Below are 16,779 nucleotides of genomic sequence, written 5' to 3'. Positions count from 1 at the left end.
CCTGTTAACGGCATCTTGGAATTGATTATATTTCCTTCAGGTTCCTATTCTATAAACCGCTTCAGGGCTTTTTTATAAATATTCTATCGAGTTGTTTATTAAAATATGTACGAACCCCGATAAGGTGTTCTATGCAACAAAATCGTTAAACTTCATTACAAATTTATCGTTAATTGAGTCAATTGATCCGAGGAAACGGCCACTTGATTGAACGCTTCATTAATTTCATCGAATATATCATGCAGCTCTGTCATTTCCTTTGTGATCTTAATATTCTGCTCTTTAACAGAAAGCATGGAGTCTGCTATTTCAGTAAAAAATATGCCAGTTTCTTTCCCTTGTTTCGTGCCTTTAGTAATTTCCCCGCTAACCATGGAAATTGACGTGTTCATGACATCGGTAAAATGAGCAATTCCATTAACCAGTTTCACTACTTCCGAAACTGATTCCTTGGTATTTTCTGAAAGCTTCCTTACCTCACCAGCCACGACCGCAAATCCTTTGCCATTTTCACCAGCTCTTGCCGCCTCGATCGCTGCGTTCAACGCCAACAAATTCGTTTGCTCTGCAATTGAAGTGATGATCGTGACAATTCGTTCTATTTCCTTTGAAGTATTGGATAGCTGTTCCATATCTTTTGAGATGATCGTCATTCGCTCCTGCGTTTTTACCAATCTCTTCTCTAATCCTTGTAACAGTTCAACTCCCTCATTTGATTTTCCCTCTGCATGTATCGCAATCTCTGACCCTTTTTGAGTGAAATCATGAATTTCGCCTACCTTATTTGCCATTAATTGAGTTGCTGAACTAGTCTCTTCGCTGATTGCTGCCAATTCCTCGGCATTATGATTGACCTGTAGTTTAATCGTTTCTTTTTCCGCTAAGTTTTTTTGGCGAATCTTCTCATTTTCAAGTTCATATGCCTCTAAAACTATTTGCTGCTCTAAATTAAAAATTTTAGTGACAGCCAGAATATTTTCTTGATATTGCTCAATATTTTTTATATCGGAAATCACATGAATGATTAATGATTGCAATAAATCCTGAAAAGCACTCATATACCATTTTGGCTGCAGTCCAATTTGCACATGTACTTGTGCGATAATATAACGCTGTTTAACATACGCGTCATCAATGGTACCGCTAAACATTTCGAACATATGGCGATGCAGTGTTTTTTTCAATCTCTCAACAGAACTATTGTCCGAAATGATTTTCATTAAAGAAGGTTCATTCTCTAGATTTTTATAAAAATTCCCTACAATTTGGGTCAAGTGTTCTTTCACTTTTTCCTGTAAAGAACGAATTATGCACAAATCCCCGATCGTCAAATGAATCATGTCCACTTGCTTCAATACGCTCGGATATTCGCTGATATTGATACCGACTTGTTCTTTATATTGCATATAGTCTATTGAATCTATCTTTTGTCTACTTCTCCATATACTTTTCATGATTGAATTACCCTCCAATTTTTTCTACCCATATATACTATTTCGACATAAAGTCTGTTAATCTTAATTCACTTTGATAAATTTTCCTCTTTCACACAATACTTATGAACTATTTAAGTCCAAACAAAAAAACACTCCAGGGAGTGCCTAAAAAGAAGTTCCATTTGAATGGAGCGGGTATTCGAGACTCCTGTAGGAAAAGCGCGTCCAAAGGAGACCCTACAGGCTCAAAAAGCGCCGAGGAGGCTCCCGGACCGCCTGCGGAAAGCGAATGCCTGGAGTGAAAATCAACGTTCGAATTATCGTAAAAAAACAAGTAGGATAATCAAGTTATCTTTTAAAATCAAGGTTCAGGGGAGAATATTCCGAACCTCCTTTCATTGTCAAACTGCAACACCCAGATTGTTTCAATGATCATTTTCCTGTTGGTTAAGATTGGAATGCTTACGGGAATAAGTGAAGTAAATGACGACTCCGATAGCCATCCAGATCAAGAACCTTATCCATGTATGACTCCCTAGCTGAACCATCAAGAATACGCAAAAAACGATTGCCAGGCCTGGAACGAGCGGTACAGCCGGACAATAAAAAGCGCGTTTCATATCAGGCCTTGTTTTCCGTAAAACGATGACCGCTATGGAAATCATCGTAAACGCAGTCAATGTCCCAATGTTGACTAACTCAGCCAATTCACCAAGCGGAATGAATGCTCCCAATAAGGCTGCTATCAAACCAAATATCCACGAAGCCGCATAAGGTGTTTTATATTTTTTATGAAGTTTTGATAAGGATTTTGGCATCAGTCCATCACGTGACATCGCAAACATGATTCGGGTTTGCCCATACAACATAACCAAGATCACCGTTGTCATTCCGAGGAAGGCACCTAGATCGATGATCCCTGCAACCCAATTTTGTCCTGCGCTTTGCAAGACCAAAGAAATCGGGTGGTCAAGAGCCTTGCTGAATTGTGCATACGGTACCACACCTGTCATGATTAGACTTACGACCATATAAAGCACAACACAAACGACTAAGGAACCGAGGATTCCGCGTGGTAAATTTTTTCCTGGATTTCTTGTTTCTTCAGCAGCAGATGCCACTGCATCAAAGCCGATGAAGGCAAAGAACATTAATGCGGCAGTTGAAAAAACCCCATCTATTCCAAATGGCATGAATGGCTGCCAGTTTTCCGGTTTCACATAATAAATAGAAGAAACGATGAACAATAAGACAACCAACACTTTAATAACTACCATTATATTATTGATTCTAGTCGTTTGTTTCGTACCTATGGAAATCAAAAAGGTAATCGCCATGACTATTAAAAAGGCTGGCAAGTTCATATAAGTCGTGACACCTTCGATCGAACCCGGTGCTGCGGTCAATTTCTCCGGAAAGTTAATCCCGAATCCGCTTAAAAATGATTGGAAATAGCCTGACCATCCGGCCGATACGGCACTAACAGCCAATAAGTATTCAAGGATTAAGTCCCAGCCGATTATCCAAGCGGCGAATTCACCCAAAGTAGCATAAGCATACGTATAAGTCGAACCGGATACCGGCACGGAAGCTGCAAATTCTGCATAGGAGAGTGCCGCGAATAAACAGGCAAGTCCAGCAATGACGAACGATAATGAAAGTGCAGGACCCGCATTCACTGCACCAGTACCTGTTAATACAAAAATGCCTGTCCCAATAATCGCTCCAATTCCTAGCATCGTTAAATCCCAAGCCCCTAGTTCCCGTTTCAATCCCTTACCGCCGGAACCTGCGTTTTTCAACAAGTCCTCAATGGACTTCTTTCTAAAAATGCTCATGTTCTCTCCTCCATAAATTTTATAAACTATTCTGAAAACTCAAGACAAATAAATTCACTTACATTTATATCGGAGAAATTTCGACAAATTTCTGCAATTCCTGAATTATCTGACTTTCAAATTATACGAATAACCCTTTCCTTCGTCAATGATTTATTATTGTAAAATTCTGTTTTTTGAATCTTCTTTGGAATATAAACGTTATTATTCAACATTATTATCCATAATTAACAATGAAAGTTTAAAAAATCGTTATATTAATATCGAAAATGAGCTATTAGAATGTTTTCCCTTAATTTGTTCTTGTAAAAGTTCTAATATTTTTTATCCAATAAAGAATCATTATTTATTTTTCTCTATGTATTATTATGAAATAATTCATCAATATTATTCTGATCATTCGTGCACCAATCGTTTGACGGAATCAAAGTACATCACTATACTTATTAAGTCTTAAAAAAAGTATGGGAATTATGCTTACTAATTGAAGAAGGTGACATTCATGGATTTTACGATTACCTATCTGTCTTTTTATCTAATCCAAGTTGAAGGAAAAGGCGATCAGGCTGATAAGCGTTTTAAACATTTCCAAACTCTTGATAGCCAAGAATACGAGGAAAGTCCTCTAAAGGATTTTTTGGATGGGGAATTGATGAAGATTTCCAAGCGAAAAGTGGACCGTCATCCAAAAACTGAACAAATACCTACCAAAATCGGTTCTTTTATTGTCGAAGAAGGACATGCACTTGATTCCAATCCTAATTACAATGTATTTAACCGTGTTCGCTATGCCAAAACGAAAGAGGAATTCCAAGAGGAAAATGAACAATTCACGCGGTCCTATATCGATACAAGTGCCGTCCGTGGCGGTGTCTTCATAATTGCATCGGCTAAATTATCGAAATATCTTGATGAACCATTCGTTTTCTTATTAAAATGTGATTTCGAGCCAAAAGTTGCTTCCATTTCGGATGAACGGACCCTGATTAGGCACGTTGAAATGGCAATCACCACTAAAAATATGAAATCCATTCAATACCCATACATGCCCGAAGAAGGTATGGTTGAAGAAGGCGAACTGAAAATCCATCAGGCCTCTCATGCCCGCTACTTCGAGGACTTCTTGAAATTCGTTGAATATGGTGAATCGATGCCGGAAATCATGAAAAACCAGGTCATCCATATGGTCCATGAACATGTATCCGCACAATTCGAAGATAACAGTGACGAACTGCACAAATTCGAACAAGACCTGGAAATCTGGGAAACGAGTGAAAAACGTGAAATCCAGGAACGCCTTGAAACCCACCAAGTTGTCGAAGCCACAGCCCAGATTGTCGAGCATACACCTGAAGCCGAACTGCGAATGAAGCTTGGCAGTACATCCATCAAAGGACTGTTAGCCGATTTCGGAGATAGCATCCATTTAGGGAAGATTAATGGAAAGTATGTATTGATGATAGAATCGAATACAATAGAATTCGATAAAGGCGTTTCGCCGATTGAATTTCACAGGCCGGATGATTTAATGGAGATTGTGGAGCGGATTAGTAGGAAGGTTTGAGGTTTTCAACGGATATTTTGAGCATTGTGTGACCACTAATCTAACAGAAAACAGAGATACAAAGGTTTTCTCGGCGATATTAGTGACCGAAAGTGTGACCGCTAAATTAACAAAAAGAAAGCTCTTATTCCTGTTAAAAGGTTTCCTAAAGATTACTATCATTAAGAGAGAATGCATTATGAAATAGCATTCTCTTTTTATATTTATACTTCAATTTAATACATCCTTTTATTAAATCTACATAACCCTTGCTTTTTATATTTTCTTATTAGTTTAGCTTCATATTGTCTTGCTTCTTTTTCTGAATCAAATTCCGCCAGAAACTTATAAGTGAGCTTCCCTTCTTGCATCAACTTTTTATGTTCCAAGTTTCCTCTATTTGTATATCTTCTACAACGGTACCAAACTCCACTTCCAACATACACAACAACTCCGTTAAGCGAATGCTCATAAACGATTTGGGTGTTTACCTTCCTGAGTTCATTTTGATTAATTCCATTCTTCTTAATAAGATGCATTATCTTCTGAAAGGTTGTTCCATAAATATTGGCAATGTCCTGGTTTGTCATTTTGTCAGTTAAATGTTGTATTAGTTGCTCTTTTGTTGGCAACATAAAAAATCACCTCGATATTCTTATATCTAAGAAACACGAGGTGTAAATTAATTTTTTTTATTTTTAAACTAACATCGACGAAAAACTATATCCCATAATCTTATCAGCATTTTATTAAACAATAGCCAGAATATTAATATTTTATAATTTGATTTATACTACCATGTGAGGCGGTTCTCCATTGTCTGTCTCTAAAATAAGGATTTTTTTGTTATAATATCATTAAAATCCCTAAGGAGATTACTTTATGCATATCTTACATATTTCTGATATCCATGCTCAAATAAATAATTATCAAACTAAGCGTATGAGGAGAAAGCTTTTAGACAAAATTTCTGAATTAAATACAGAGCAATCTTTTGACTATATTCTTCTCAGTGGTGATATAACTCATCAAGGACAAGATTTTACAGATTCTCATATTGAAATGATACAAGAAATATTAGATTCAATTAAAATAGGCACGGAAAAATTATTAATAGTCCCTGGAAACCATGATTTAACTAGAAATCCTTCCAGGACTGAATTAATTAATAATGTTTTAACAAGCACTGTTCCTACTCCATCAGATTTTTTGGACTTTACCTTACTTGAACAGAAGGATTTAAATATTTTATTGAGTTCTTTTGAAAAATTTAATGAATTTTATACAAAATTAAAAGGTGAGTATTACCCTTTAAAGGAAATACATTCCATAGTTGATTTAAATCATTGCTACTTAATTTTAATTAACACATGTCTTTTAGCTAATGAATCTGGTGAAGAAGGAAAATTATTAATTGCAAAAGATAAATTGTTTGATTGTTTTGAAGAGCTCTCTAATAAAGATAATAAACCAGTTATAGCTATGGGTCATCATACTTTAGAATGTTTTACATCATCAGAAAAACAAGCGATTTTAAATTTATTTGATGATTATGGTGTAAATATCTATTTATCAGGCCATGTACATCAGGCTGGTTACAGCTATGAGGCTAATAATTATAATAATTTACTAACTGTAGTTTGTTCTGGTGTTCATTTTGACGGTTATACAATTGGAGGGTTCGTAGATATTAAAATTAACTCTTCCGATGCTTATATTACTCAATACCTGTGGAATTCTGAACATGAGTATTGGACAAAAAACAATTCTTTAGGTAGGCGTATGGAAAGTGGAACATTAATCCATAAATTCAAGGATGAAGATAAAGGAAATACTATCGCTATTCCATTAGTAAATAGAAGAAAAGAACTGAATAGTGAACTAGAAGGTCTATTTAGTGAAAATGAGCTAACATTTAAGCAGTATGGCCCTAAATCCATTTTAGCCCAACAAAAACCTTTTTCAGAAGCAGCATATATCTGGCGTCAAAAAGCTGTCTCAATTATAATCCCTAATAATGATAGAATTTTAGACTTATTGGAAAATAACAAAGATTTAATTGCTGATTCAAAAAAACATATATTACAAACTTATAAAAGTCATGTCGATGGGTTTAAAAATAATCATTTGAGCGAGTTCAAAAGTCAAGATATACCACTTTTTCCTATTGAAGTATATAATATTCTTAATGAAGAAAATTTGTAGGAGGAACTAAAATGGAAAATTTACTTGATGTAAACGATACCCCTAGACCAGAGAGTATAAAATTTTTCCTCGATGTTATTTCAAAACACCAATCTGTTAAATCTGTGAAACAAATTGGATTACCCTTATTCAAGTTAATAAAAAAAAACGATAGTGAATTACGTGTTTTATTAGTAAACATATATATTCTTTCAGAGTCTGAATTTTTAGATATTTTTTCTCGATATCAAAATATTGACGCTATAGTTAATTCAAGTAACTGGAACGATTATACTGGAAGTGCAAAAAATTTAGCAAAAGAACATAACATAGGCTTGTTTAATTTCAAAGAGTTTATGGGGGCTTTAAATTATGATAATAAACATTTCTTCATTAATTACATCACTGCAGCAGAACGTGAGGAAAACAAGAAAAATAATCGTTCCATATTCTAAATTAAAGTTATACCTTTTCGGCTCCATACTTTATGATCCTAAACCTAACGATATAGACTTATTGATTCAATATAATAATTCAACATCCTCCAATGATATGCTTAAATTTAGAAACGCATTAAAAAGTTATTATAATTTAAATTTACATATCACCTTATTGAAGGACGATGAGTTAAAAGAAACGAAATTTCTCAGTAAAATTAAATATTTTGAGATTAAACTCTAGAGAAAAATTACTTATCTAGAGTTTTTTTAACCTTTTATACCTAACTTTTATGATACGGGTTCATCTCAATTAAACTTAAAATAATTTACCTTCTTTTTAAATTGTTATTTGGCAGTTCTTCCTCTCCAATCTAGTCCGATGTTGGATAAAATTTGTAAAAATACTGCTTTAAGAGGGATTTTGCATTCACCCTACCCCATTACAAGCTGTGTGATAAAATTGATATTTTATTAACTTCGTCACCCTTTTTTTAACATCATTATGTTAGAATTGGTTCAAAAGCTAATTTTTTCAATTATCTTAATCAAAGACTTAAAGGATGATCATAATATGTCTGAACGGATATTAAATTTAAATCAAGCAATTTATGAGATTAAAGAAGCTCTTTCCGAAAGAAATAATCCTTTTTACTTTATTGTAGGCGCAGGTATATCTTATGACTCAATCCCTTTAGCCAAAGACATTATAGAACTCTGTAAAAACAAGATAAAACAAAGCAACGCTACCTTTAATTTAAGTGAAAACCTGAGTGGCGCTGAGGAATATTCCTTTTGGCTTGAAAAAGCGTACCCACAACCAATTTCTAGACAAAGATTCTTTCGAACTTTAATAGAAAATAAAAATATTACCCCAGCAAATTTTCGCTTAGCGCATTTATTAGCTTATAGTAAACTAGGAAATATTGTTGTTACACCAAATTTTGACGATTTTTTAGCGCGTGCACTTAATCATTTCAATGTTAAACATATCACATGTGATCATCCTGATACAGCTTTTAAAGTTAATAGTGAAAGTGAAGACATCCAAATTGTACATGTTCATGGTTCTTATTTATCATATGACTGTTGTAATCTAACTCCTGAAATTATAGCTAGGAATAAGGGTTCTGAAATAACCACAAATACTATGGCTTCTCTTTTAGAAAGAATAGGAGAATCAATCTCTCCTCTTGTCATAGGTTATAGTGGTTGGGAAAATGATGTAATCATGACATCTTTAAGAAAACGACTACAATCTAGAAGATTACCTTACAATCTTTATTGGTTTTGTTATTCATATAATGCACTAAATAATTTACCTCAATGGCTGAAAGAACACAATGATATTGTATTCGTAATTCCTGAAAAGAATAGTGTAATTACTAAGCATGACGACCACCAAGATAAAAACGAACATATAATAGTAGACGCCCCCGCTAAGCTAGTAATTCAAAATGAACCAACACTAAGTGCCCATATCGTTTTTGATAGACTCGTTAATGCTCTTGATTTACCAGAACCTGAAATAACTCAGGACCCTATTAATTTTCTAATCAAATTTATTGGTGGTTCAAGTGAAAAAAATGAGAGCATGGACGTTTTTTTCTTAGGCCATGTCATAGATAGGCTAAAAAATTTAAAAAGGTTAGAAAAGGAAAATGATGGAAATGATGATCAAAACGTAAATTTATTTAAAAATATAAGGGGTTTTGCGAGAAGATCCCAATATATTACTGCAGCAAGACTGTTGCAACAGCTAAATTATGAAAATTTCAACCATGGAACTTTACTCGAATTACTGCAAGTTATCTTTTCTATTATATCCAATACTGATAAGGAAGTAGATGAAAATTATGAACTTACTTTATCTGCATTTACATATTTAGAGGATATAGTACAAAAAGTTAAAATAAAAGATGCTAAATTCAACATAGCTGGATTACTAGTTTTAGCCTATGACCTAAAAGCAGGTACTTACAATGAACTAGATGATGAAGAAAATTATCTTAATACACTGGATAAGTTAATAGATCTAGCTAACGATGTTAAGGATCCTAAATTACAGTATCCTATAGCGCATGCAATGTATAACAGAGCAATCTCTCTAAAAGATGTCGAAGTTAAACATACTCTACAAATTTTTAATGAGTTAATTGAAAAATTTGATAAGATAGATAATATTACACCTATTATCTTAACAACTGCTTATAGGCTTATTACGATTTACATTAACTTAAATGACTTTGATCATGCACATAGAATTTGTGATTACTTGGTTACTAACTCAGATAGATTAGGAGAAGAGACCGAAGCACTAGGACTTTTTGGAAGGTTGAGGGTTTTAATTGAGGAGGGAAAAGTACGTGAAGCTTGCTTAACATTAGAGACATTTGAATCTAAATTTAGTGTTAATGAAAAAGAATTTATCCAAGAACTTTTACTGGACGCAATTGAATTGTGTACGGAGAACTCAGAGGATACTGATCCACAAGCGTTATTAGCAATAAATAATAAAATAATTGGGTTATTTAGGAATAGTAAATCCGAAAAAGTTCAGGCCCGTGTATCTGATGCCTACATAAGCAGAGCTTTTTATTATTACCAAAAAGGCGATTCTCTAACTGCCGCTGATAACTTTATGATGGCTTTTGAACTTGGGGAAACATTAGCTGGAATTAATTTATTTTATCTTATAAGAAAAAAAGAAATACTACCAAGTATTTCTCACTATAATATGGAAGAATTAATAACGCCTAAATTGGATGAAAAAGATCCCTTCGCTTTAATTAATCAGGCATTGAATCTCATCCAAAACGATAGTGAAAATTGGCAAGAAGCAGATACTTTAATAAGTCAAATAGGTATTGGTCCGATAAAGACCAATGAAGTAAAAGATTGGTGGCATAATTTGTCAATTTCAGGAGATGCAGAGGGTGATCTAGTCCTAGCTTGGTTGATTAGACATAATTTAATAAATGATCCCGAAAGTTTATCTCTAAGGGATCGATTAGAAAAAACAAAAATGTGGGAAGTTCCAGAATTTATGTTTAATTATGCTAACTAGGTTTCTCTAGCAATTTATAAAATTAAGTTAATTTGGCATTCCTTTTTATTATAGACCTTTTTCAATTTTAGTAAAAACATTTATAAGATAAATAAAACCAAAGAATGATCGAGCATAAATGCTCGGTCTTTTTTTAGTTAATATTAGAACTCCGGCAGTAACACTTAAAAGTATTGCCGCTATTGCTTACTTACTAATAATAATTAGAACATCTATAGCTCTTATCTCAAAGTTTATAAAAAACTTAAAGACATAGGGCACCTCATTTCTAATTAGTTGACTTTAATATAGCGTGAATAAGAGAATCCATTCTGTTAATAGTTACAGTTTAATCATAGGTTTCTTACACTAATTTAAAAATCAAAACTTTGCACGCAATAATTGAATTAATGGGTCTTTATTCAAATCTTCTGGCTTAGCTTGGTCTTCTTTGAATCTTTGAGAAGCATCCAATCCTAATACTTTATAGCTCTCTAAAACTTTTGATTGGGCTTTCTTGGATATTGAAACAGCAGGATGTTCTTTCTTTCCATGAAGGCCATCCATTATAAATCCTTCTTTCATTAAAACTTTTTGACATGATTCAACTTCTGTAAGATTGAAAGCTAGGGCATCAATTATCGGAAGATATGCTTCATCCAATTTTTCGATTCGTTGAAGTTGCTCTACGATAAAATTAAAGTGTTTGGTACTAGTTTCATCAAAATGTGCTGGTGCTTTCATTGCATTCTCTCCTTTTACAAATAATTACATAAAAATCCTTTTTGTAAAAAATCCAGGTAGTGTGAACGGACATTCACACGTTATTAAAGCCATTTTTACCTTTTTTTTGAAAAAGGTAGGCGTCCTTTCTGCTTATATATTATTACGAATAAAACCAAAACTAATTGGTGCTAACTTTTGTGACAATAACACCTTGTTTACTTCATTAAATAAATCTGTTTTACTTCTAACATGACTTCTCAAATAATATATCGCAACTTTTGCAACTAAGAATCGATATTCGTCTCCACGAAACGCTGTTTTAAACTTTTTCATTACTTGTAACTCTGCTCTCAATGTCTTACACTCCTTTATTTAATTAGACTAAATAGAATAATAGGAAGAGAATTGTAGTATTCTCTTCCACTTTGCTCATCGTTTATTAGACTATTACTAATTTTGCTAAAGCATGGGGGTTGTACACTGCTCCATCAGCATAAACATCACACAGAAACATTTTGGTCCCCTTAAACGCTGTCTGTGTATCTTGAATCATTTGAATTCCTTGAGCCTTTTTGATCATCAACCCATACCCACGCTCTATGTTACCGAAAACGATTGGAGTAGTTCCAGGAAGCGAATCACTTACAAATACTTCGGCTCCGAAGATTGTACGCGTTGGACGTCCATTCACATCACCATTTTGCATATAAAAATGTCCTGCACCATCTCTCAGTTTAGAGATTGCACTAAAAGCTGACTTTTCAACAATATAGATTGCTCCGTTCAAATAATCTGGATGAACTGCATTATAAAGGTCCATTAAATAATCATAAGTGATGTTATTAACAGAAGTAGGCACTGAAATTGCTTGTACATCAGTATCATGAATAATCCCTCGGAACTCTTCGGTTGTATTACCATTTAGGATACTTCTCTCTGCTACTTTTGCCACTCTGCGGGCCAATAAATCAGCAATATAGTCTACGATGTTGATTGCGCTGTCATTTATCAACTGGTTTGTTAACTGAATAGCAGCTCCGTATCTCTTCTGCTCTAGCTTCACTTCTTGCAGTGCTATTGCTCCCTCGATGATATCTTGTCCCTCACCAACAAAGCCAGCCTCAAAATTAAAGTCATCTTCTCTAGCGATTTTCAAAGAACCATATACAGAAGGAAATTTCTTTGCACGAGCAAATACAGGAGAAGTTTCTTCCATCTTTTTCACAACTAAATCAGCGACATTTTGGGGAACTAAATTAGATCCTTCAACTGTCCCTTGTAAAGCACGTTTTTCACGAATAAACGATGTGAAATCTTCATAATCAGCATTTCGTTCTTCCTTTTTAAGTTCTTCATTTGTTCTTACATATCGATGTTCTGTTTTCATATTGTTGTTACTCTCCTCTTGTTTTTTATTTTCATTTTGTATTACATCAGAAGGAACTTTGACTTCTTCCACTAAATCAATTCCTCTTGCTGCGATAGTTGATTGTGAATAGGCTGGGTTTCGAACAACCGAGACCTCGAATAATTCAAGTTCTTCAATGGTTCTTTCATAAAGACCAGCTTCGAGTTGTTTCCAGTTATCTTTAATAGTTCGAAAACCGAAAGACATATTTCTAAGGATTCCAGAATTGATTAATTCGTAATAATCCTTTCCCCATGTAGTAGGGGTAATCATAGCTTCCATGAACAAACCTTTATTATCTTCAGTAAGGTTCAAAGATTGGTTACGAGTAGAAGCCAAGATTAATTTGTTGTTATGTTCAGCAAGGAAATCTATGTCCCTCTGAGCATTTTGAATTGAACGAGCAAAGGCTCCTTTTGCAATTTTTTCAACGAATCTTTTTGTGACTCCAAGAACATTACTTAATGATTCGGTTTTATTCACATAACCAGAAACGGTCATTGTTCCATCTTCATTAGCAAGTAATTCAGCATTTTGAACCCTTAGTTCCATCTTCATTTTTATTTCGTCCCTTCAATTTGAAATAATAAACTGCTTTCAAAAGCAGTTGAATGCAAAATAAAATAAGCCATACCCAAAGGCATGACTCATTGACCAGGGTTACACCAGTCACCTTTTTAAGGAAAAATTGGAAAAATAGAACTTATTCTGTAAGTCCATTTATTTTAGTTACTGCCATACGGCAGTACGATAGTAAGCTTTAAAAAAGGAGAACCAGTATATGGAAGACCAGTTCTCGTAAATAGGAGGAAACGTAAATGAATTTAAAAACCTAAACTGAAAAGGAACTGACTGTTCAATCCTTATCTATTATATATATATATAACTTGGAATTTTTATACGAACAATCAACATTTTCCGTAAAAATATATTAATTTTATCTTTTTTCTGACTTCAAAATAAAAAAGTAAGAAGGCCTTATCTCTATTCCGCCTTAGAATGTTCCAAATTTGTTATTGTTCTATTTAAATAAGAAAAGTAACAAATTTGGATCAATTGATTTTGTTGATTATCCAATACATTTTATTTCTATGTTCACCTCTACTTTCTTTCTTATTTGAAATGATAAAACGAATGTTGTTTTCTTCAAAGAATGAATTAATAGTTTTCATACCAATTTTTGTTGAGCCGTTCTTTCCTCTTAATCCATACTTCTGACAAATCATATTAACTAACTCTTCCTGCTGGTCTTTGAAGACTTTTTTATCAACATAATTTTCGACAATATCCAACTGAATGAAGTCTACTCTCTTTAGTTGCTCTACATCAACATATTGAATGTTAGGAAAATACTTCTCAAAGAATGCTTCAAATCCTAATTGATTCATAAACTCATACATATCGTATTGGTACCTTAAAAATGCTAACCCACAATTATGAACTCGTAATCTTGTATACTTTTGGTGGCTAATTGGGTCAATTACAGTATCAAGAAAGAATGCTTTCATTTGTTTACCAATTACGTCAATTCCATGTTCTTCAACAAAGTTAACCTCTCCAAGTTCTTTGAATTTATTATAGTAATCAAGTTGCTTTTCGAGATTCCGGAGTCTGGCTGCAATAGACCTTTTAGAGATTCGTTTGTAATACACGTTAACTTCTCCCACTCGGGCTCTAGCAGGGGCTTGAACGAATGTATCAATATCACTGATTCCATTAATAACAATTGTTTCAACTGAATCATCTTTAATTTCAGTAGCCTCAGTCATAAGTCTTGTTGTATTTAATACATCACATTCGAATTTCTGTGTCGTAGCAATCTGCTTGAATTCCAATGAATTTTCACGATTGCCAGAATGCAGGGCTTTGCTGTTACCAATATTGAAATCTGACATGGTTTCCTTTGATTTATGAAACACAAGAACCTTATTTCCTTTTTCAACTTCATCTTGGACAACTGATAAAACTGTTTCATCTTGTTCATATCGGAACAAGTCTTTTATATTATTGTTATAGTAGTCTGCTTCTTTAAGAACTTCTAACTTATTTTCCCAAGGTAAGTAGTAAAGACCATCATAAGTGCCGGTCATAAGGATTTTAACTGCTTTATCATTTTGATTGAGGTAATTAAAAATTAATTCTGTTCTTGTATTAAAAGCACTATCACCGACAAGACAATGAGCTTCATCAAGAACAATATAATGATATGTGTTAAGCACCGGATCGTTTCGATGAAGAAACTTTTCAAAAGCTTGATATGACATTAAATCAAACATTCCACCTTGGAATTGTCGCTCACGTTCTTGTCGATAGTCTTCAAGATAGTTTTCTTGCTGTTTTAATGATTGGGTACGATGAGTTAAGAGTAAAACTTTTTGATTATTAATTGACGTATAGGGTAAAAGAACTTTTCTTTCCCAAAAGTTCTTACCACTACCCATTTCACTACCAATTAGATAATTCTTTCCTGGTTCCAACTTTTTAATAACATCCGTCGTAATGACATTACTTACATAAATTTTATTTTTCATTTCTATTCCTCCGATAATGTATTTTTCACTCAATACATTTGTATCTGGAGAAAGAAAAATGTAAATCAATCGGGGAAAATTTTCTTTATAAAAATGAGAATTTTATTATTATTTAATGGATTATCAGTTTCTAATCAACACAAAAGTTAATCTTTACTTTTTTGGTTAAATATGGTATAGTATCTATATTGTATATTGACCCGGTAGCTGTCGGGATCGTAACTCGAGCTTGCAAATGTTATTTATCGTCCTCTTCATTGTTGGATTAAGAATTACAAGCATTATTTATTTAGGGGAGGGGATGCCCATGGAAAATCTAGTTTCTTCTGTTGTCTTTGAAAGTGCTTGGGCGTTTACTATTAGCAAGTTAGCTGGGACTAGCAACCGCCTTCCAGGTGAGTATACAAGCCGAACCTCTTATTAAAGAGGTTTTTTTATTTGTGTCAACTCAGCGATAAGTCTTATAGAACTAACGGATGTTTTAGTTCAACAGGATGCACTAAAGAAGACCACTTATGTAGGTGGTCTCTTTTATTTGTTCAAAAATTAACATTAATCTTTACAAAGCCAAAAATAATGAATTCTTATAGCTTTTATAGTGGATTAATATTTAACCTTGGGGAGAGAGTTAAAGTCTAGTAGGGGTTAACGTAGAGCTTCTGAGGATAGGTACAAACCAGTATATGAGTTAAATATAACACTAAAAAAGATGAGATATATTCAATATAATGGTAGAATTAGGCTAAATATAGAAAAAGGTGGTACATAATGAAATTATCAGAAGAAATAAGAAGTGACCTAATAAGAAAGACATTACATTTTTTTCGGGATAAACTTAATGGATTAAGTGGTGAGGTTAAGATGCTTGACGCTATGCATAGGGATATTAGCGATTTAGGTACTGACTGGAATAATGTTCTAGCAAGTACACCGACCGCACTTAAAATTTCAATGGACTCTTATTTCATTCACCAAACTCCTAAGGTTTCATACACTGGGATAAAAAAAACAAGTATAGAATTTGGAGATGTTCTTTATTTATATACTGAAACAGATAACAAGAATTATAAAAGGGAAACCGCACTTTTAATGCAAGCAAAAGTGTACGAAGATAAAAAGGTAGATGCACATCAGCTAAAATTATACACGGATTGGCCAACATTTTGGTTCCAAACACAAAGTATTCATGCTTCACGTTTCAATGTAGTAACCACTCCGCAGCCCCATCTGGGAGGTAGATATTTGTTATTAGATGATAGTACTAAAAACAATGAATTTGCATCATCTGTAACACCCACACCTGGGTTGAGAGCTAACATGCATGATAATTTCATTGAAAGAGAACTGGTGGGTTTATTAGAATTCTCCCATGGTAGAGAATTACTAGGAGATTGGGGTACTGCAATTAAAGCAGCTGGAAATCACGTGAAGGTAAATGGTAAAATATTTAATGGTGCGTCAAGAAGTCAACCTCTTTTATATGCGTTAAATAATGGATCAGGATCAGGAACTCCAAATCCTAATGATCCAAAAAAGGGATTCTGGTTTGTTCATATTCAAGCCAATGTACCTTTCCCAGACTAAAGATATTTGGTAACTAAAGAAACTGATAAAAGGACTGCTTTAAGTC

Annotated in this window: 12 protein-coding genes; 5 read left to right on the top strand and 7 right to left on the bottom strand. The window is 33.7% G+C overall.

All coding sequences use genetic code 11. The annotated features are described in order from the left end of the window. Positions 1–155 precede the first annotated feature (155 nt). Complete coding sequence (locus BW986_RS17225) at positions 156–1,454, bottom strand: globin-coupled sensor protein (RefSeq protein ID WP_076369106.1); 1,299 nt, start codon at positions 1,452–1,454, stop codon at positions 156–158. Positions 1,455–1,861: 407 nt separating this feature from the next. Then, a complete protein-coding gene (locus BW986_RS17215; protein WP_076369104.1) occupies positions 1,862–3,274 on the bottom strand; it encodes a branched-chain amino acid transporter BcaP in 1,413 nt (470 codons plus the stop codon). 502 nt (positions 3,275–3,776) lie between these two features. On the opposite strand from BW986_RS17215, the gene BW986_RS17210 reads away from it, so the two are divergent. Next, positions 3,777–4,838, top strand: a complete 1,062-nt coding sequence (locus BW986_RS17210) for a DUF3900 domain-containing protein (protein ID WP_076369103.1) — start codon at positions 3,777–3,779, stop codon at positions 4,836–4,838. 215 nt (positions 4,839–5,053) lie between these two features. On the opposite strand, the gene BW986_RS17205 is transcribed toward BW986_RS17210, so the two are convergent. After that, a complete protein-coding gene (locus BW986_RS17205) occupies positions 5,054–5,452 on the bottom strand; it encodes a hypothetical protein (protein WP_076369102.1) in 399 nt (132 codons plus the stop codon). A 247-nt stretch (positions 5,453–5,699) separates the two neighbouring features. Between BW986_RS17205 and BW986_RS17200 the strand changes: the two genes are divergently transcribed. The 3 genes from BW986_RS17200 (at position 5,700) to BW986_RS17190 (ending at position 10,505) form a co-directional block, all read left to right on the top strand. After that, positions 5,700–7,022, top strand: coding sequence for a metallophosphoesterase family protein (locus tag BW986_RS17200; RefSeq protein ID WP_076369101.1), 1,323 nt, complete (start codon positions 5,700–5,702; stop codon positions 7,020–7,022). Positions 7,023–7,033: 11 nt separating this feature from the next. Continuing rightward, positions 7,034–7,456, top strand: a complete 423-nt coding sequence (locus BW986_RS17195; protein WP_076369100.1) for a hypothetical protein — start codon at positions 7,034–7,036, stop codon at positions 7,454–7,456. 556 nt (positions 7,457–8,012) lie between these two features. Next, positions 8,013–10,505 (top strand): SIR2 family protein, encoded by a 2,493-nt coding sequence (locus tag BW986_RS17190; RefSeq protein ID WP_076369099.1) that lies wholly within the window; start codon positions 8,013–8,015, stop codon positions 10,503–10,505. 360 nt (positions 10,506–10,865) lie between these two features. Here the strand turns inward: BW986_RS17190 and BW986_RS17185 are convergent, their stop codons facing one another. The 4 genes from BW986_RS17185 to BW986_RS17170 form a co-directional block, all read right to left on the bottom strand. Next, the gene (locus BW986_RS17185) at positions 10,866–11,228 is read right to left on the bottom strand and encodes a P27 family phage terminase small subunit (RefSeq protein ID WP_076369098.1); all 363 of its coding nucleotides are present in this window, start codon (positions 11,226–11,228) and stop codon (positions 10,866–10,868) included. Between the two features lie 132 nt (positions 11,229–11,360). After that, positions 11,361–11,564: a hypothetical protein gene (locus BW986_RS17180; protein WP_260320885.1), complete on the bottom strand. Its 204-nt coding sequence runs from the start codon at positions 11,562–11,564 to the stop codon at positions 11,361–11,363. A gap of 85 nt (positions 11,565–11,649) precedes the next feature. After that, positions 11,650–13,176: a phage major capsid protein gene (locus BW986_RS17175; RefSeq protein ID WP_076369097.1), complete on the bottom strand. Its 1,527-nt coding sequence runs from the start codon at positions 13,174–13,176 to the stop codon at positions 11,650–11,652. 494 nt (positions 13,177–13,670) lie between these two features. Beyond that, positions 13,671–15,149, bottom strand: a complete 1,479-nt coding sequence (locus BW986_RS17170) for a DEAD/DEAH box helicase family protein (protein ID WP_076369096.1) — start codon at positions 15,147–15,149, stop codon at positions 13,671–13,673. 768 nt (positions 15,150–15,917) lie between these two features. On the opposite strand from BW986_RS17170, the gene BW986_RS17165 reads away from it, so the two are divergent. Beyond that, positions 15,918–16,733: a hypothetical protein gene (locus tag BW986_RS17165; protein WP_076369095.1), complete on the top strand. Its 816-nt coding sequence runs from the start codon at positions 15,918–15,920 to the stop codon at positions 16,731–16,733. Positions 16,734–16,779 lie beyond the last annotated feature (46 nt).

Source organism: Peribacillus simplex, assembly GCF_900156045.1.
Classification (GTDB): Bacteria; Bacillota; Bacilli; order Bacillales; family DSM-1321; genus Peribacillus; species Peribacillus simplex_D.
The sequence above is the reverse complement of the archived record's forward strand: the minus strand, read 5'-3'. Positions and strand labels throughout refer to the sequence as shown.